At 73.5% G+C, this 16,920-nt stretch carries 14 protein-coding genes; 10 read left to right on the top strand and 4 right to left on the bottom strand.

Annotated elements, in window-relative coordinates; all coding sequences use genetic code 11:
• Positions 1 to 4: 4 nt before the first annotated feature.
• A complete protein-coding gene (locus tag ABZS42_RS01050; RefSeq protein WP_355141186.1) occupies positions 5 to 1,108 on the bottom strand; it encodes a GNAT family N-acetyltransferase in 1,104 nt (367 codons plus the stop codon).
• A gap of 79 nt (positions 1,109 to 1,187) precedes the next feature.
• Here ABZS42_RS01050 and fdxA point away from each other — a divergent pair, with 79 nt between their 5' ends.
• Genes fdxA through ABZS42_RS01025 form a run of 5 tightly spaced genes read left to right on the top strand, consistent with a single transcriptional unit; the run spans position 1,188 to position 5,038 of the window.
• Positions 1,188 to 1,514 (top strand): ferredoxin, encoded by a 327-nt coding sequence (gene fdxA / locus ABZS42_RS01045; RefSeq protein WP_076466513.1) that lies wholly within the window; start codon positions 1,188 to 1,190, stop codon positions 1,512 to 1,514.
• Positions 1,511 to 2,620 carry a succinyldiaminopimelate transaminase gene (dapC, locus tag ABZS42_RS01040; RefSeq protein ID WP_355141363.1) on the top strand — a complete coding sequence of 370 codons (1,110 nt, stop codon included), beginning with the start codon at positions 1,511 to 1,513 and terminating at the stop codon, positions 2,618 to 2,620. The genes fdxA and dapC overlap by 4 nt, the downstream gene beginning before the upstream one ends.
• A 48-nt stretch (positions 2,621 to 2,668) precedes the next feature.
• Positions 2,669 to 3,694, top strand: a complete 1,026-nt coding sequence (locus tag ABZS42_RS01035) for a prephenate dehydrogenase/arogenate dehydrogenase family protein (RefSeq protein ID WP_355141184.1) — start codon at positions 2,669 to 2,671, stop codon at positions 3,692 to 3,694.
• 55 nt (positions 3,695 to 3,749) lie between these two features.
• Positions 3,750 to 4,391 (top strand): SIMPL domain-containing protein, encoded by a 642-nt coding sequence (locus tag ABZS42_RS01030; protein WP_355141182.1) that lies wholly within the window; start codon positions 3,750 to 3,752, stop codon positions 4,389 to 4,391.
• Entirely contained in the window at positions 4,391 to 5,038 is a 648-nt protein-coding gene (locus ABZS42_RS01025; RefSeq protein WP_355141180.1) for a nucleoside/nucleotide kinase family protein, read from the top strand. The genes ABZS42_RS01030 and ABZS42_RS01025 overlap by 1 nt, the downstream gene beginning before the upstream one ends.
• A 22-nt stretch (positions 5,039 to 5,060) precedes the next feature.
• Here ABZS42_RS01025 and ABZS42_RS01020 read toward each other — a convergent pair whose 3' ends face one another.
• The gene (locus ABZS42_RS01020) at positions 5,061 to 5,618 is read right to left on the bottom strand and encodes a sugar O-acetyltransferase (protein ID WP_355141178.1); all 558 of its coding nucleotides are present in this window, start codon (positions 5,616 to 5,618) and stop codon (positions 5,061 to 5,063) included.
• A 137-nt stretch (positions 5,619 to 5,755) separates the two neighbouring features.
• Between ABZS42_RS01020 and ABZS42_RS01015 the strand changes: the two genes are divergently transcribed.
• On the top strand, positions 5,756 to 9,088 hold the full coding sequence (locus tag ABZS42_RS01015) for a S8 family serine peptidase (RefSeq protein WP_355141176.1): 3,333 nt from the start codon (positions 5,756 to 5,758) through the stop codon (positions 9,086 to 9,088).
• A gap of 53 nt (positions 9,089 to 9,141) precedes the next feature.
• On the opposite strand, the gene dapD is transcribed toward ABZS42_RS01015, so the two are convergent.
• Positions 9,142 to 10,101, bottom strand: coding sequence for a 2,3,4,5-tetrahydropyridine-2,6-dicarboxylate N-succinyltransferase (dapD, locus tag ABZS42_RS01010; RefSeq protein WP_355141174.1), 960 nt, complete (start codon positions 10,099 to 10,101; stop codon positions 9,142 to 9,144).
• 79 nt (positions 10,102 to 10,180) lie between these two features.
• Here dapD and dapE point away from each other — a divergent pair, with 79 nt between their 5' ends.
• Positions 10,181 to 11,254, top strand: coding sequence for a succinyl-diaminopimelate desuccinylase (gene dapE, locus ABZS42_RS01005; RefSeq protein ID WP_355141172.1), 1,074 nt, complete (start codon positions 10,181 to 10,183; stop codon positions 11,252 to 11,254).
• Positions 11,255 to 11,327: 73 nt separating this feature from the next.
• Here the strand turns inward: dapE and ABZS42_RS01000 are convergent, their stop codons facing one another.
• A complete protein-coding gene (locus tag ABZS42_RS01000) occupies positions 11,328 to 11,498 on the bottom strand; it encodes a hypothetical protein (protein ID WP_175649069.1) in 171 nt (56 codons plus the stop codon).
• A 155-nt stretch (positions 11,499 to 11,653) separates the two neighbouring features.
• Between ABZS42_RS01000 and ABZS42_RS00995 the strand changes: the two genes are divergently transcribed.
• From ABZS42_RS00995 to ABZS42_RS00985, 3 genes are all read left to right on the top strand, one after another.
• On the top strand, positions 11,654 to 12,586 hold the full coding sequence (locus ABZS42_RS00995; protein ID WP_355141170.1) for a TIGR00730 family Rossman fold protein: 933 nt from the start codon (positions 11,654 to 11,656) through the stop codon (positions 12,584 to 12,586).
• Between the two features lie 3 nt (positions 12,587 to 12,589).
• Positions 12,590 to 13,135 carry a TIGR00730 family Rossman fold protein gene (locus ABZS42_RS00990; protein WP_355141168.1) on the top strand — a complete coding sequence of 182 codons (546 nt, stop codon included), beginning with the start codon at positions 12,590 to 12,592 and terminating at the stop codon, positions 13,133 to 13,135.
• 163 nt (positions 13,136 to 13,298) lie between these two features.
• On the top strand, positions 13,299 to 16,895 hold the full coding sequence (locus tag ABZS42_RS00985; protein ID WP_355141361.1) for an ATP-dependent DNA helicase: 3,597 nt from the start codon (positions 13,299 to 13,301) through the stop codon (positions 16,893 to 16,895).
• Positions 16,896 to 16,920 lie beyond the last annotated feature (25 nt).

Below are 16,920 nucleotides of genomic sequence, written 5' to 3'. Positions count from 1 at the left end.
CGGGTCAGTGCGGGGCGACGCGGGTCAGGTACGTGTGGTGGGTGGTGAAGCCGAGCCGCTGGTAGAGGGCCACGGCCGCGGTGTTGCGCTGCTCGACCTGGAGGAAGGCGTGCGTGGCACCGGCCTGCGCACCCCACTGGGCGAGCGCGCGGACGATCCGGCCGGCCAGCCCCTGTCGGCGGGCCGCCGGTAGCACCTCGACGAGGGTCAGTCCCAGCCAGCGTCCCCGCCCGGTCACCGTGCCCCGGCCGATCCCGACCAGCGTGCCGTCGGCGTACGCGTGCGCGAAACGGACCTGGTCCACGGCGGTCAGCACGTGGCGGGCGGCGTCCGGCAGGCCAGCCTTGCGGTCGCCCACGACGGCCAGCCACTGCGGCGTGGGGGCGGGCATCAGCCGGACCACTGCCAGCTCGCCCGGACCCTTGCGCGGCGTCGGGTCCACCGAGCCGCCGTCCGGCTGCGGCGCCCGCTCGGGGTGCGGCGGCGCGGCCTGAGCCGGCGCGGCGGGCATCTGCGCGGCCGCGCCGTCGGTCACGGGTGGTTGCCGCCGAACAGCGCCGTCGGCCGGCGCGGCGGTGTGCGGCAGGGGCAGCGGTGCGGTCTGCACCAGCACCGGAGGCCGGCTGCTCCAACCCCGAGCATCCAGCTCGGCGCCGACCGGCGCGGCGAGCGGCAACGGGGTGTTCACCATCGGGGGAAGCCCGCGTTCGGCGTACCACCGCTCGACGGCGTCCAGGGCGGCCGGCAGCGGCCGGTCCGGGTCGCCGACCGGCAGCGCCGAGTTGGCCCGGCCGGTCCAGCCGTCGGCGGCCCGCAGCAGCCAGCCGCCCAGCGGTTCGTGCACCGGCGCCGGCCAGGCCTCGTCGGCGGCCAGTTCCAGGTCGATCACGGCGGACGCGGTGGGACGGCGAGCCGGCGGCACCCGCTTGGCGCGGTGCACCTCGGCCCTGGGCACCCGCAGCGGGCCCCGGGCGGTGGCCAGAGTGAGATGGGTCTCGTCCAGTTCGACCAGCTCGCCGAGGGCGTCGGAGAAGAGCGGTCGACCTTCCCGAATGCCCACAATTCGCCGAATCACGATCCGGTGTCCCACATCCTGCTGACCCAGCACGATCGACCCCCTCCCCGGCGAGATACTAGGCTCTTACCGTCGCGGGAGATCGCGGCGCGTCTTGCGGAGGAGAAGACCGGTGACCTACATCATCGCCGAGCCGTGCGTGGATGTGCTCGACAAGGCATGCATCGAGGAGTGCCCGGTCGACTGCATTTACGAGGGCAACCGGATGCTCTACATCCACCCCGACGAGTGCGTCGACTGTGGTGCCTGTGAGCCCGTCTGCCCGGTCGAGGCGATCTTCTACGAGGACGACGTCCCGGAGCAGTGGAAGGACTACACCGGCGCCAACTACGAGTTCTTCGAGGACCTCGGCTCGCCCGGTGGCGCCTCGAAGATCGGCAAGGTGGAGAAGGACGCGGCGTTCGTCGCCGCGCAGCCGCCCCGCGGCGAGGGACACTGAACCGCCCCGCGCCGGTCTCGGCGCGCCTGCCGGAGTTCCCCTGGGACACCCTGGACGCGTCGGCCACGGTGGCCGCGGCGCACCCCGGCGGTCTGATCAACCTCTCCGTCGGCACGCCGGTCGACCCGGTGCCCCAGGTGATCCGGCAGGCGCTGGCTGACGCGTCCGACGCCCCCGGCTACCCGCTGACCGCCGGCACCCCCGCGCTGCGGGCGGCGATCAGCGCCTGGGTGGCCCGCGCCTGCGGCGCCGGGGTGGACGGTCTGGGCGTGCTGCCGAGCATCGGCTCCAAGGAACTCGTCGCCTGGCTGCCGACCCTGCTCGGGATCGGGCCCGGCGACGTGGTCGTGGTGCCGTCGGTGAGCTACCCGACGTACGAGGTCGGTGTCCGGCTCGCCGGCGCCACGGCGGTACGCAGCGATTCGCTGACGTCGGTCGGCCCGAACTCGCGGGTCCGGCTGGTCTGGGTCAACTCGCCGGGAAACCCGACGGGCAAGGTGCTGCCCGCCCGCCACCTGCGCAAGGTGGTCGACTGGGCACGTGAGCGGGGCGCGGTCGTCGCCAGTGACGAGTGCTACCTGCCCCTGGGCTGGTCGGCCGAGCCGGTCTCGGTGCTGTCGCCCGAGGTTTGTGGCGGCTCGTACGACGGCGTGCTGGCCGTGCACTCGCTCTCCAAGCGCTCGAACCTGGCCGGCTACCGGGCCGGCTTCGTGGCCGGGGATCCGGCGCTGGTGGCCGAGTTGCTGGCGGTACGCAAGCACGCCGGCATGATCGTGCCCGCCCCCGTGCAGGCGGCGATGGTGGCCGCCCTGCAGGACGAGCAGCACGCCGAGGAGCAACGCCAGCGCTACCGGGCGAGGCGGGAGACGCTGCGCCAGGCGTTCGACGAGGCCGGCTTCACCATCGAGCACTCGGAGGCGGGCCTCTACCTCTGGGCGACCCGCGGTGAGGACTGCTGGAAGACCGTCGACTGGCTGGCCCGCCGTGGCATCCTCGTCGCTCCGGGCTCGTTCTACGGCCCGGCCGGGGAGCAGCACATCCGGATCGCGCTGACCGAGTCCGACGAGCGTGTCGCGGCGGTGGCCGGCCGGCTCGCCGAGGGCTGAGGTCGTGCCGTCATCCGTGGCGGCACGACCGGAACGCCGAGGGACGTGATGGTGGACAGATCAGTCGGGCCGCCGAGGGTCGCCGTGGTGGGCACCGGCCTCATCGGCGGCTCGATCCTGCTCCGGCTGCGCGAGGCGTACCCGGACGTGGTCGGCTGGGACCCCGATCCGGCGACCCGTGCCCTGGGCCGCGACCAGGGCGTACGCTTCCCCGACGAGTTGGCGGACGCGGTCCGGGACCGGGACGTCGTGTTCCTCGCCGGGCCGCTCTCGAGCCTGCCGGAGACCCTGCTCACCGTGGCCCGGCAGACCGGTGACCGGTGTGTGATCACCGATGTCGGCAGCACCAAGGGGGCGGTGGCCCGCTTCGCCGTCGAGCACGATCTGACCGGCCGGTTCGTGCCCGGCCACCCCATGGCGGGCACCGAGCGCTCCGGGCTGGCGGCCGCCGTGCCCGAACTGTTCGACGGCGCGGCCTGGGTCCTCTGCCCGACGTCCGCGGGGATCGGGTCCTTCCGGCTGCTGGCCGGCCTCCTCGTGACGGTGTTCTCGGCCCGGGTGGTGCCGATGGCGCCGACGGTGCACGACTCGGTGGTCGCCCTCTCGTCCCACGTCCCGCACCTGCTGGCGGGCAGCCTCGCCGGCGCGGCGGCCGACGTGGACGTCCGGGACGCCGTGCTCGGCCTGGCCGCCGGGAGTTTCCGGGACGGCACCCGGGTGGTGGGCACGCCCGCAGAACGCATCGCGGACATGCTCTTCCAGAACCGGGACCAGGTGCTCCGCCAGCTCGGCGAGGTCCGCGCGGTGCTCGACGGGCTGGTCGACGCGATGCGCCGGGACGACCAGGACGCGCTGGTCGAGCGCTACCGGCAGGCACAGGAGCTGCGCCATGCGCTGTTCGACCGGACCCTGGACGAGTGCCGCGGTGAGTTCCCGGCCGGCGGGGATCACGCCGCCGAGCTGGCGTACCTGCTGGAGCTGGGTTCCGCCGGCGGCTACCTGACCGGCTGTGAGACCGCTGCGGACGTGGTGACGTACCTCGGGCGGCGGCCGCCGGCCACCGCCGTGCGGTGAGCACGGGCTGAGCACTGCCCCGACGGCCCGCCGCGGCCACGACTAGGGTGAGGGCATGGTGGACGGGCCGGTGGTGACGGTACGCGGGGAGGTGTACCGGGAGGTGGCGCCGGAGCTGGCCGCGTTCACGGTCACCGTGACGGCCCGCGACCGGGACCGTGAGACCACCCTGACCAGGCTGGCCGAACGGGCCGCCACCGTCCGCGTGCTGCTCGACGGCGAGGGCACCGCGATCGACCGTAGAGAAACCGGTGACCTGCGGGTGCGGCCGGAGACCCGGCGTGCCACCGAGCGGGTGGTCGCCTGGCACGGCGCTGTCACCACCACCGTCACGGTCAGCGACTTCACCGCCCTCGGCGAGCTCATGCTCCGCCTCGCCGAGCAGGATCAGGTGGAGGTCGCCGGGCCCTGGTGGTCGCTGCGCCCGGACAGCCCGGCGTACCGGCAGGTGCGGCACGCCGCGATCGCCGACGCGCTGGCCCGGGGCCGGGAGTACGCGGAGGCGCTGGGCGCACGCGTCACCGCGCTGATCGAGCTCGCGGACACCGGCGTCGAGCGGCCGATGATGGCCCGGATGGCGTACGCCGGCGGCCCCGAGGCGGGCGGGCGGCCGGAGCTCGACCTCGATCCGCAGCCGCAGAGCGTGCAGGCTGCCGTGCAGGCGCGGTTCGCGATCACCGAGGCGGTCCTGAGCTGATGGCGCAGGCACGCGTGCTCCCGGTCGAGGAGCTGATCGAGCGGGCGCGCTCGCTGGCCGAGGACGGGCCCCGCCAGCTGCTCGGCATCGCGGGCGCCCCGGGGGCGGGCAAGTCCACCCTCGCCGAGCGGATCGTCGCCGGGGTTGGGCCGGCCGCCCGGCTGGTGCCGATGGACGGTTTCCACCTCGCCCAGTCGGAGCTGGAGCGGCTCGGCCGCGCCGACCGCAAGGGTGCCGTCGACACCTTCGACGCCAACGGGTACGTCTCCCTGCTACGTCGGCTGCACCGGCTCGAACCGACCTCCGTCTACGCGCCCGCGTTCCGGCGGGACCTGGAGGAGCCGATCGCAGGAGCCATCGAGGTGCCGCCGGCGGTGCGCCTGGTGGTGACCGAGGGCAACTACCTGTTGCTGTCGCAGACCCCCTGGGACGAGGCGCGGTCTCTGCTGCATCAGGCCTGGTTCCTCGACCTGGACGCCGAGTTGCGGCTGCGCCGGCTCACCGCCCGGCACGTCGCGTACGGACGGTCCGAGGCGGAGGCACGGGCGTGGGCGATGGGCAGCGACGAGCGGAACGCGGCGCTGGTGACCGGCAGCGCCGACCGGGCGGACCTGGTGGTGCGGTTGACCGAGGCGCCGCCGGGGTGACGGCATCCCGGCCCTGATCAAGTCATTCGACGGGACGTACGGCGCGAGCGGGGTTGCCGAGCGCGACGACGTTCGGTGGCAGGTCGCGGGTCACCACGGCCCCCGCGCCGACTACCGTGTTCGCTCCGATGTTCACCCCGGCGAGCACGATGGCGCCGCCGCCGAGCCAGACGTTGTCGCCGAGTGTGATCGGCTTGGCCGACTCCCACTTCGCCCGGCGCGGCTCCGGCTCGACGGGGTGTGTCGGGGTGAGCAGTTGGACGTTCGGTCCGACCTGGACGTCGGCACCGATGGAGATCGGTGCGACGTCGAGGAAGACGGCGTTGAAGTTGACGAAGCAGCGCGGCCCGATCCGGATCCGGGAGCCGTAGTCGCAGTAGAACGGTGGCCGGATCCAGGTGTCGTCGCCCACCGCGCCGAGCAGGTCCCGCAGGGCCGCGAGCCGGGCCCGGGGGTCGTCGGCGGGGCTGGTGTTGAAGCGTTCCATCAGCCGCGCGGCGTGGGCCAGGTCCGCGACGATCTCCGGTTCGTCGGCCCGGTACAGCTCGCCGGCGAGCATGCGCTGCTTCATGGACGTCACCGGTAGATCATCCCGATCTTTCACACCTGCTGGTGGTAAGTCGTTCAATTTTCTGACTCTTCGCTGCATAACGCGTGTGCAATGCTGACCGACGTCAATGTCTCCATCGGTTAGGACGCCCCAGCAGGGAGGATCCGTTGCACCGAACACGGAAGTTGACCGGAGCAGCTCTCACGCTCACCCTCGTGCTCGCCACGCCGGCGGTCGCGGTGGCCGCACCGTCGGCCGGTTCGCCCGCCCCGGCGGCCGGGCCGGCCTCGTCGATGCCCACCGACCACCCCAACACTGTCACCCTGCTCACCGGGGACAAGGTGACCGTCTCCGCGACCGGTGGCGCCAGTGTCCGTCCCGCCCCCGGGCGTGAGCACGTACGCTTCCTGACCCGACGGGATCAGGGGCGGCTCTCGGTCGTGCCGCAGGACGCGCTACCGCTGATCGGCAGCGGCCGCGTCGACCCGCGGCTCTTCGACGTCACCGGGCTGATCGCCGCCGGCTACGACGACACCCGGCGCGACGACCTACCGGTGCTGCTGCGCCAGCGCGCCGGCGCCGAGCGGCGCGCCGCCGCCCCGCCGGACGTCACGGTCACCCGGGACCTGCCCGCGATCGGCGGGGTGGCCGGCACGGTGGACAAGGACCGGGCGGACGAGTTCTGGGCCACGGTCACCGGCCGGTCCGGCGCCAGAGCCGGCGCGCAGGGTGTCGACCGGATCTGGCTCGACGGTCGGCGCCGGGTCACGCTCGACCACAGCGTCCCGCAGATCGGGGCACCGGCCGCCTACGCGGCCGGCTACACCGGCGAGGGCGTACGCGTCGCGGTGCTCGACACCGGTGTGGACACCAACCACCCGGACCTGACCGGCCGGGTGGCCGAGGCGCGCAACTTCACCGAGGACCCGGCCCCGGGCGACCTGGTGGGGCACGGCACGCACGTCGCCTCGATCATCGCCGGCAGCGGCGCCGCCTCCGGCGGTAGCTACCGGGGGGTCGCGCCGGACGCGACACTGCTCTCCGGCAAGGTCTGCGAGACCAGCTTCTGCACCGACTCCGCCATCCTCGCGGGCATGCACTGGGCCGCCGTCGAACAGCAGGCGGACGTGGTGAACATGAGCCTCACCGGCCCGGACACGCCGGAGACCGATCCACTCGAGGAGGCGGTGACCCAGCTCACCGAGCAGACCGGCACCCTGTTCGTGGTCTCCGCCGGCAACGACGGCGGATTCGCGCCGGTCGGCTCGCCCGGCACCGCCGACGCGGCACTCGCGGTCGGCGCCGTCGACCGCGACGACGAACTCGCCGACTTCTCCAGCCGCGGCCCGCGGGTCGGCGACGACGCGATCAAGCCGGACATCACCGCCCCGGGCGTGGAGATCGTGGCGGCCCGGGCGGCGGACGGCCAGATCGGCGAACCGGTGGGGGAGTCGTACGTCGCCATCTCCGGCACGTCGATGGCCGCGCCGCACGTCGCGGGCGCGACCGCGCTCCTCGCCCAACAGCACGGCGACTGGACGGCCGGTCAGCTCAAGGCGACGCTGATGGCCTCGGCCCAGCCCCACCCGGAGCGGACCGCGTACGAGCAGGGGGCCGGGCGGGTCGACGTGGCCCGGGCCATCGGTCAGACCGTCACCAGCGATCCGGTGAGCGTCTCGTTCGGGCGGGCGCTCTGGCCGCACGACGACGACACGCCGATCAACCGGCAGGTGACCTGGCGCAACGACGGCCCGACCGCGCTCACCCTGGACCTCACCCTCGACGTCACCGGCCCGGACGGGGCACCCGCGCCGAGCGGGATGTTCGCCCTGAACGCCGACCAGGTGACCGTGCCGGCCGGCGGTACGGCGACCGCCACGGTCACCGCCGACACCCGGGTGGGCGACACCGACGGGCACTACACCGGCCGGGTGGTCGCCCGATCCGGTGACACGGTCGCGGTCACCCCGGTCGCCGTGCACCGGGAGGTGGAGAGCTACACGCTCACCGTCCGGCACCTCGACGACACGGGTGCGGCGGCGTCCGGCCACAGCACCACCCTCGTCAACCTGGCGGACACCAGCAGCCACGACCTGTACGACCCGGACGGCACCGTGCAGGTCCGCGTGCCGAAGGGGCGGTACGCCCTGGTCAGCTACCTGTACAGCGGCGATGAGCAGAATCCGCGTACCGCGCTGCTCGCCCGCCCCGAACTGGTGCTCGACCGGGACACCGAGCTCACCGTCGACGCCCGGCGGGCGAAGCCGGTGAGCACCACGGTGCCGGACCGCAAGGCCACCCCGCAGCTGGTCGAAATCGGAGCGAACATCCTCGCCGTCAACGGCAACTCGTACAGCTTCAGTCTGCTGAACTTCGACTTCACCGGCCTGCTCAGCGGTCAGGTCGGCCCGGACGGCGACGCGGACCGCTTCGTCGGCACGGTGAGCAGCCAGTGGGCCGACCCGGATGCGGCCGGCAGCCCATACCTCTACGCGCTCAGCGAGGGTTTCCCCGGCCGGCTGCCGACCGGCTTCGACCGGCGCTACCGCCCCGGTGACCTGGCCACCGTCACCCACACGTTCCGCGGTGCGTACCCGGGTCTGGAGGCGGAGCGGGCGGTCTTTCCGCAGGTGGCGTCGACGGGCGGCGGCTGGGCGGTCCTGCTGCCGACCGCGGTGCCGGGGCAGCGCGTCGAGCACTACAACACCCGCGGCGTGCGCTGGAACTCCGAGCTGACCTTCGGCGTGCGTACCGAGGACGGGTGGCTCGAACCTCGTGCCGCCCTGTCCAGCGACGTCCGGTCCTACCGGGCCGGCAGACATCTGCGGGAGAGCTGGAACACGGCACCGTACGGGCCGTCCTTCCCCGAGCCGCGCTGGCCGGGGCAGGGCATCAGCCGGCAGGGCGACGTGCTCGTACTCGACGTGCCGCTGCACAGCGACGCGTCCGGTCACGCCGGCGGGTCGCTGTCCGACAGCGCCCGGACGGCCCTCTACCGCAACGGGAAGCTGATCGCGGAGAACACCTACCCGGGGTCCGGCATGTTCGAGGTCCCGCCGGGCAGCGCCGGTTACCGGCTGGAGACCGTGACCCGGCGCGGCTTCACCGATCTGAGCACCGAGGTCGGTGCGGCGTGGACGTTCCGCTCCCGGCACGTTCCCGGCGACGACTTCGCCCGGCTGCCCGCGATGGCGGTCCGCTTCGCGCCACCGCTGGACGCGGCGAACAGCGCACCCGCCGGCCGGAGCTTCGTCATCCCGGTCCAGGTGGAACGTCAGCCGGGGGCGCCCTCGGCCCGCGTCGCCGCGCTGACCGTCGAGGTCTCCTACGACGGTGGCTCGACCTGGCAGCGGGCGAAGGTCCAGCAGACCCGCGACGGCTGGAAGGCCACGGTCCGGCACCCGGCCGGACCCGGGTACGCCTCGCTGCGGGCCACCGCACGGGACAGCGCCGGTGACACGGTGACCCAGCACATCATCCAGGCGTACCGCTTGAGGTGAGGGTGGGCTCCTCCGGGCCGGCGGGCGACCGCGGGCCCGGAGGAGGCACCGGGTCAGTCGTTGGCGTGCAGCGCGGCGTTGAGCTCGATGCCCCGGCCGGTGCGTGGCCTGGCCTCCAGCGCGCCGGTCACCGAGTTGCGCCAGAAGAGCAGGCCGTCCACGCCGGAGAGGTCCCTGGCCTTGACCACCCGGCCGTCCGGCAGGGTGATCTTCGAGGCGGCGGTGATGTAGCAGCCGGCCTCGACCACGCAGTCGTCGCCGAGGGAGATGCCGACGCCGGCGTTCGCGCCGATCAGGCTCCGCTCACCGATGCGGATCTTCTCGGTGCCGCCACCGGAGAGCGTGCCCATGATCGAGGCGCCGCCACCGATGTCGGAGCCGTCGCCGACCGCGACACCCTGCACGATCCGCCCCTCGACCATCGAGGTGCCGAGCGTGCCGGCGTTGAAGTTCACGAACCCCTCGTGCATCACGGTGCTGCCGGAGGCCAGGTGCGCGCCGAGGCGGACCCGGTCGGCGTCGGCGATCCGTACTCCGGAGGGCACCACGTAGTCGGTCATCCGGGGGAACTTGTCCACCCCGTACACGGTCAGGTGACGGCCCGCGGCCCGCTCGATCACCCGCAGCTCGTCGACCCGCTCCGGCGGGCACGGCCCGGCCGAGGTCCAGGCCACGTTCGCCAACTTGCCGAAGATGCCGTCGAGGTTGAGTCCGTTCGGCCGCACCAGGCGGTGGGAGAGCAGGTGCAACCGGAGGTACGCGTCCGGCGCGTCCTTGATCGGATCGTCCAGCGAGCCGATGACGGTGATCACCTGGACGGTACGCAGACCGGGCAGGGTCCGCTCGCCGATCGACGACGGCGGCAGGTCGAGCACGTCCGCCTTCTCCTCGCCGGCCACCAGCGGAAGCTCGCCGAGCCCCAGCTTGCCGGTCGGGTACCAGGTGTCGAGCACCTGCTCGTCGGCGGTGACCGTGGCCAGGCCGATGCCCCAGGCGGATTGCGCGGACGTCACTGATTCACCTCTCGTTCGCGGTCGCGGGGACGCAAGCTCGCTCGGCACCCCCACCGGCTCTGACGGTACCGTGCGAACCATGGAGAACCCGTTGACCCCCGAGGTCCTCGCCGATCCGGTGGCGCTGACCCGCGCCCTCGTCGACATCGAGTCCGTCTCCCTCAACGAGAAGGCGATCGCGGACTGCGTCGAGGAGGTGCTCCGGGGTGTGCCGCACCTGACCACGCACCGGTACGGCAACACGGTGATGGCGCGGACCGAGCTGCACCGCGCGCAGCGGGTGGTGCTGGCCGGGCACCTGGACACGGTGCCGCTGAACGGCAACTTCCCCTCCACCATGCGTGGCGACCTGATGTACGGCTGCGGCACCTCGGACATGAAGTCGGGTGTGGCGTACGCCCTGCACCTGGCGGTGACCCTGCCCGACCCTCGCTACGACGTCACGTACTTCTTCTACGAGGCGGAGGAGATCGAGTCGAAGTACAACGGGCTGCACCTGGTCGGTGAGGCGCACCCCGAGTGGCTCCAGGCGGACTTCGCGGTGCTGCTGGAACCGACGTACGGCATCGTCGAGGCCGGTTGTCAGGGGACCATGCGGGCGATCGTCACCACGCACGGCGAGCGGGCGCACGCGGCCCGGTCCTGGCACGGCGTGAACGCCATCCACGGTGCCGCTGAGGTGTTGCGCCGCCTCACGACGTACGAGGCGCGACGGGTGAGCATCGACGGCTGCGACTACCGCGAGGGGCTCAACGCGGTACGCATCAACGGTGGGGTGGCCGGCAACGTCATTCCCGACCGCTGTGAGATCGAGATCAACTACCGGTACGCCCCGGACCGTGACCCGGCGGCCGCCGAGGCGCACCTGCGGGAGGTCTTCGCCGGCTTCGACCTGGCGGTGACCGACGCGGCGGCCGGTGCCCTGCCCGGGCTGGACGCGCCCGCGGCGAGGGAGTTCGTGGCGGCGGTCGGCGCGGCGCCGATCGGCAAGCTGGGCTGGACGGATGTGGCCCGGTTCGCGGCGCTGGGCATTCCGGCGTTGAACTTCGGCCCGGGCGATCCGAACCTGGCCCACCACAAGGACGAGCACGTCGAGATCAGCAAGATCCGTGACGGGGCGGCCACCCTGCACCGCTGGCTCGCCTCGGTCTGAGCCCGTACACGGGATCAGGAGGCTCGCGGCCGATGGCGCGAGCCTCCTGATCGGTTTCGGCCTGGGCGGGTGGTCAGAGTTGGGCGGTGAGGGACGGGTCGGTGGTCTGCCGGACGTCGGCGTCGCCGGTCGGCTCGCCGCCGGCCGGCTCCATCTGGCGGGCGCGGCGGCGCTCGGCCACCACGTCGCGGATCCGCCGCTGCATCTGACGACGGATCCGGATCATCTCGCTGTTGCTGATCACGCTGGCTCCTCCCCCGAAGGCGCGCGCCGGGGCATACCCGGTATGTGAATAGTAAGACGCACGGGCGACGGATTTAGTTGCCCAAGATCGCGGACTATTTCGCCGCGTTCTCGCCCCGCGCACCCGGCCGAACCCGCTCCACTACGGTTGCTTGCATGAGTCAGAGCAACGGGCGGGAGGCGAGCCGGCAACCCGGGCGGGAACGACACCGGGGCGCGGTCACCCTGCGACGGCAGGCAATCCCGAGTAGCACCGCCGATCAGCGGTTGCTCGATTCCCGGGGGCGCAGCGACTGGAAGACCAGGGACGCCTGGCGGGCGTTGCGCATCCTCTCGGAGTTCGTGGAGGGCTTCGACACCCTCGCCGACCTTCCCCCGGCGGTCAGCGTCTTCGGCTCCGCCCGCAGCGGCCCGGACAGCCCTGAGTGCCGGCTGGCCGAGGAGTTGGGCGAGGCACTCGCCCGCGCCGGCTACGCGGTGATCACCGGCGGTGGCCCGGGCGTGATGGAGGCCGCCAACCGGGGCGCGAGCAGGACCGGTGGTCTCTCGGTCGGGCTCGGCATCGAGCTCCCCTTCGAGCAGGGCATCAACGACTGGGTCGACCTCGCCATCGACTTCCGCTACTTCTTCGCCCGCAAGACCATGTTCGTCAAGTACGCCCACGGCTTCGTCGTGCTCCCCGGCGGGTTCGGCACCATGGACGAGCTCTTCGAAGCGCTCACCCTGGTGCAGACCGGCAAGGTCACCCGGTTCCCGGTGGTGCTGATGGGCACCGAGTACTGGCGCGGACTGATCGACTGGCTCCGCGACACGATGGCGGCCGACGGCAAGATCGGACCGGTCGACCTGGAGCTGATCTGCCTCACCGACTCCGTCGACGCGGCGGTCCGGCACATCGTCGAGGCCGAGGCGGCGCTCTCCGCCGAGCAGGAGGCGGTCCGGGAGGAGGCGGTGGCCCGGGTCGCCGCCGACCAGCTGGACGCGGCCGCGGCCGCCGACGAGCGTGACGCGGCGGTGGCCGCCGACCAGGGTGACGCGGCGCGGGCCGCCGGCCGACTCGACGAGCCCCGCGGGGCGGGGGAGAGCTGAGCAGTGGCTGCGATCTGTGTCTTCTGCGCCTCCTCACGGACGCTCGACCAGCGCTGGCTCGACCTCGCCACCGACACCGGCGCGGAGATCGCCCGGCGCGGGCACACCCTGGTCAGCGGTGGTGGCTGCGTCGGGATGATGGGCGCGGTCGCCGACGGCGCGCGGGCGGCCGGCGGGCCGACCGTCGGGGTGATACCGCAGGCGCTGGTCGACCTGGAGGTCGCCGACCTGCGATCGGACGAGTTGCTGGTCACGGACTCGATGGCCAGCCGCAAGACCTTGATGATCGACAAGTCGGACGCGTTCCTGGCGCTGCCCGGTGGGCTCGGCACGTTGGACGAGCTCTTCGAGGTCTGGACGACCGCCACCCTCACCATGCACGTCAAGCCGATGGTGCTCGTGGACGCCGACCGCTTCTACCAGCCACTGCTGGCCTGGCTCGCCGACCTCACCGATCAGCATTTCCTCAAGCCGGCCGGTCTCGACCTGCTCACCGTCGTCGACTCCGTCCCCGCCGCCCTGGACGTCCTGGAGTCCCACCTGACCTGACCCCCACCCTCTCCCGGCCCCGCCGGCACCAGGCCTGTCGATCATGAAGTTGTCGCCCGTGGCATCGGCGTGTCGCGCAACAACTTCACGAGCACCGGGCAGTGGGGTCGGGGCGCGGGGTGGCGGGGTGGGTGGTGTCGTAGGGGCGTGGTGGGATGAGCTGATGCAGGCGTACCGGTTGGTGCGTCGGTCCGCAGGGCCGACCGACGGGCTCAGCCGGCCCGGTGGGTCGGCTGATGGGGCCACCCTGCCCGGTGAAGGTGATACGGCGCATCCCGGGTCGGCCGCGGATGAGCGCTCGGATGGCCGGCGGTGGCATCCGGGCGGCGGGTCGGCGTGGCGGGCCGACCCGGTGCAGGCGGAGGTGATCGCGCACACCGACGGGCCGATGCTGGTGCTGGGTGGTCCGGGCACCGGCAAGACCAGCACGCTCGTCGAAGCGGTAGCCGCGCGGGTGGCGGATGGGGTCGACCCCGAGCGCATCCTGGTGCTCACCTTCAGTCGCCGGGGGGCTACCACCCTGCGCCACCGGATCGAGGCCCGGGTGGCCCGCGACGGCCACCGGGTGCTCCGTGAGCCGCTGGTCCGCACGTTCCCGGCGTACGCGTTCGGGTTGCTCCGCCGGGCCGCGGCCGAGCGGGGCGAGCCGTCACCCCGGCTGCTCACCGGTCCAGAGCAGGATCTCATCATCCGCGAACTGCTGGACGTGGTCGGTGCGGAGCCGGAGGACGACCCGGTCGGCTGGCCGGAGGACCTACGATCGGCGCTGCGCACGCGGGCCTTCGCCGCCCAGTTGCGGGACCTGCTGATGCGCGCCGCGGAACGCGGGGTGGGTCCGGTCGAGCTGGCCCGCCTCGGCGAGAAGCTCGGCCGCGCCGACTGGCCGGCCGCCGCGCGGTTCCTGCGGGAGTACGTGGCCGTGCTGGCGCTGCGCGACGTGAGCAACCGCGGCTCGATCGCGTACGACCCGGCGGAGCTGGTCCGGGCCGCCACCGGGCTGCTGCGCGACGACGAGGAGCTGCTCGCGGCCGAGCGGCGCCGGCTGGCGTACGTCTACGTCGACGAGCTGGCTGACACCGACCCCGCCCAGCTGGACCTGCTCGCCGTGGTCGCCGGCGGTGGCAAGTCCCTGATCGCCTTCGCCGACCCGGATTCGTCCACGTACGCCTTCCGCGGCGCCGACCCGGCCGGGGTGACCACCTTCCCGCACCGGTTCCGGACGGTGTCCGGAGCGCCGGCGGCACAGGTGCTGCTCGACACCTCCTACCGGGCCGGTTCCCGGCTGCTGGCCGCGGCCGGTCGGGTTGCCCGCCGGCTGCGTGGCCCGGCCGCGCACCGCAGGTTGAGGCCGCTGCCCGAGGCGCCGCCCGGGGCGGTGGAGGTGCACACGTTCCGCTCGGCGACCAGCGAGGCGTCCTGGCTGGCCCACACGTTGCGTGCGGCGCATCTGCTCGACGGGGTTCCCTGGTCGGAGATGGCGGTGCTGCTCCGGTCGACCGCGCTGCAGTTGCCCACCCTGCGACGGGCGCTGCACGCCGCCGGGGTGCCGACCGTCGTGCACGGCGAGGACCTGCCGCTGCACCTGCAACCGGCGGTCGCGCCGCTGCTCCTGCTGCTGCGCTGCGCGCTCGAGCCAAAACGGCTCGACGAGGAGGCGGCGGTCGCGCTGCTGCACGCGCCGCTCGGTGGGGCCGATCCGCTGGCCGAGCGTCGGCTGCGGCAGGGCCTGCGCGCCCTGGCGCTGGCCGCCGGTGACCGACGTCCCTCCGGCGAGCTGCTCGTCGATGCGCTGCGGGATCCGGCGGAGCTGGCCGGTATCGACCGGCGCTGGGCCGAACCGGCCCAGACCGTGGCAGGGCTGCTGGCCGGCGCACGGGAGGCGGCCGAGCGCCCCGGCGCGACGGTTGAGGACGTGCTCTGGGCGGTCTGGCAGGCCAGCGGGCTGGCCGAGCGGTGGGCCGGCGCGATCACCCGGGGACGACCGGTGCCAGGCGAGGGGGACGTCGCCCGGCGGCGCCGCGCCGAGGCCGCCGACCGGGACCTCGACGCGGTGATGGTGCTCTTCGACGCGGCGGCCCGGTTCACCGACCGGTTGCCCGGCGCGCGTACGGAGGTGTTCCTCGACCACGTGCTCGGCCAGGAGTTGCCGGCCGACACCCTTGCCCCGACCGCCGACCGGGGCGACGCCGTCCGGTTGCTCACCGCACACGCGGCCAAGGGCCTGGAGTGGGATCTTGTCGCGGTCGCCGGTGTGCAGGAGGGGGTCTGGCCCGACCTGCGGTTGCGGGGCAGCCTGCTCGGCTCCGAGCGGCTGGTCGACGTGCTCGCCGGCCGCGCCGTCGACGGGGGCAACCTGGCCACCGTGGTCGGGCAGACCTCGGCCCTGCTCGACGAGGAGCGGCGGCTCTTCCATGTGGCGGTGAGCCGCGCCCGACGCCGACTACTGGTCAGCGCGGTCGCCTCGGCGGCGGTGGGCGGGGACGACCACGAGGAACAGCCGAGCCGCTTCCTGTACGAGCTCGGTCCGGTCGACCCGCCGGGCGACGGCGCGACCCCGCCGGGCGACGGCGCGACCCCGCCCGGTGACGAGCCGGCTCCGCCCGGCCCGCGACCCACGCCCGAGGACGGCCCGAAGGATCGTGGCGCGCCGGGCGAGGACCAGGACGATCGCGCGCCGGGCGAGGACCGGGACGATCGTGTCCGTGCCGCGGCCGGCGTGCGACCCGCGGAGTTGCCCGTCACCCGGCCTCCCCGGGCGCTCACGTTGCCGGCTCTCGTCGCCGAACTGCGTACGGTGGTGGTCGACCCGGCGGCCCCGTACGCCCGGCGGCGCGCTGCGGCGGCCGAGCTGGCCCGGCTGGCGGCCGCCGGGGTGTCCGGCGCGCACCCGGACGACTGGTGGGGGCTTCGCGGGCTCTCCGACGACCGGCCGCTGGTGGACGAGGGCGAACCGGTCCGGGTGACCCCCTCGGCGATGGAGAGCGCGCTGCGGTGCAGCCTGCGCTGGCTGCTGGAGCGGCACGGCGGCAGCGCGCCGGCCAGTACCGCGCAGGGAGTGGGCAACCTGGTGCACGCCGCCGCGATGCTCGCCGAGGACGCCAGCGCGGACCGAGGCGCGCTGCTCGACTACGTGGCCGCCAGATTCGACGCGATCGAACTGGCCGCCCGCTGGATGGCCGGGCCGGAGCGGTCGCGTGCCGAGGCGATGGTCGACAAGCTGCTGCGCTGGCTGGCCGGCAACCCGCGCCGGCTGCTCGCCATCGAGCACGAGTTCGCCGTGCGCCTGGACGACCCGCACCACCCGGTCGACCTGGTCGGCCGGGTGGACCGGCTGGAGGTCGACGCCGACGGGCGGCTCGTGGTGGTCGATCTGAAGACCGGCAAGTCCACGGCGGTGACCGGCAGCGACCTGGCCGAGCATCCGCAGTTGGGCGCGTACCAGGCGGCGGTCGAGGCCGGGGCGTTCACCGACTTCGGTGACGAGTCCGGCGGTGCCGCCCTGGTGCAGTTGGGCACGACGGCGAAGGACGCCAAGGAGCAGAGCCAGCCGCCGGCCGCGCAGGGACCGGAGGCCGGCTGGGCGACCGCGCTGGTGCGACGTACCGCCGATACGATGGCTGCCGCCACCTTCGCCGCGGTGGCCAACTCGAAGTGCCGGGTCTGCCCGGTGCGTACCAGCTGTCCGGTCTCGGGGCAGGGACGCCAGGTCGTCGAACCGCCGGCCGTCCGTCGCCAGGGGAAACCGGAACGTGGGGAGTGAGCTTGAGCCCCGCAGTCGCGAACGA

The sequence above is a fragment of the Micromonospora sp. NPDC005367 genome (assembly GCF_040606825.1).
In the GTDB taxonomy this organism is placed as follows: domain Bacteria; phylum Actinomycetota; class Actinomycetes; order Mycobacteriales; family Micromonosporaceae; genus Micromonospora.
This window is presented reverse-complemented; position numbering and strand designations above follow the sequence as displayed.

Excerpts from the sequence above, each read along its gene's own strand:
- ABZS42_RS01035 (WP_355141184.1), top strand. The coding sequence starts at position 2,669 with ATGGTGGACAGATCAGTCGGGCCGCCGAGGGTCGCCGTGGTGGGCACC.
- ABZS42_RS01030 (WP_355141182.1), top strand. The coding sequence starts at position 3,750 with ATGGTGGACGGGCCGGTGGTGACGGTACGCGGGGAGGTGTACCGGGAG.
- ABZS42_RS01025 (WP_355141180.1), top strand. The coding sequence starts at position 4,391 with ATGGCGCAGGCACGCGTGCTCCCGGTCGAGGAGCTGATCGAGCGGGCG.
- dapE (WP_355141172.1), top strand. The coding sequence starts at position 10,181 with ATGGAGAACCCGTTGACCCCCGAGGTCCTCGCCGATCCGGTGGCGCTG.
- ABZS42_RS00995 (WP_355141170.1), top strand. The coding sequence starts at position 11,654 with ATGAGTCAGAGCAACGGGCGGGAGGCGAGCCGGCAACCCGGGCGGGAA.
- ABZS42_RS00985 (WP_355141361.1), top strand. The coding sequence starts at position 13,299 with ATGCAGGCGTACCGGTTGGTGCGTCGGTCCGCAGGGCCGACCGACGGG.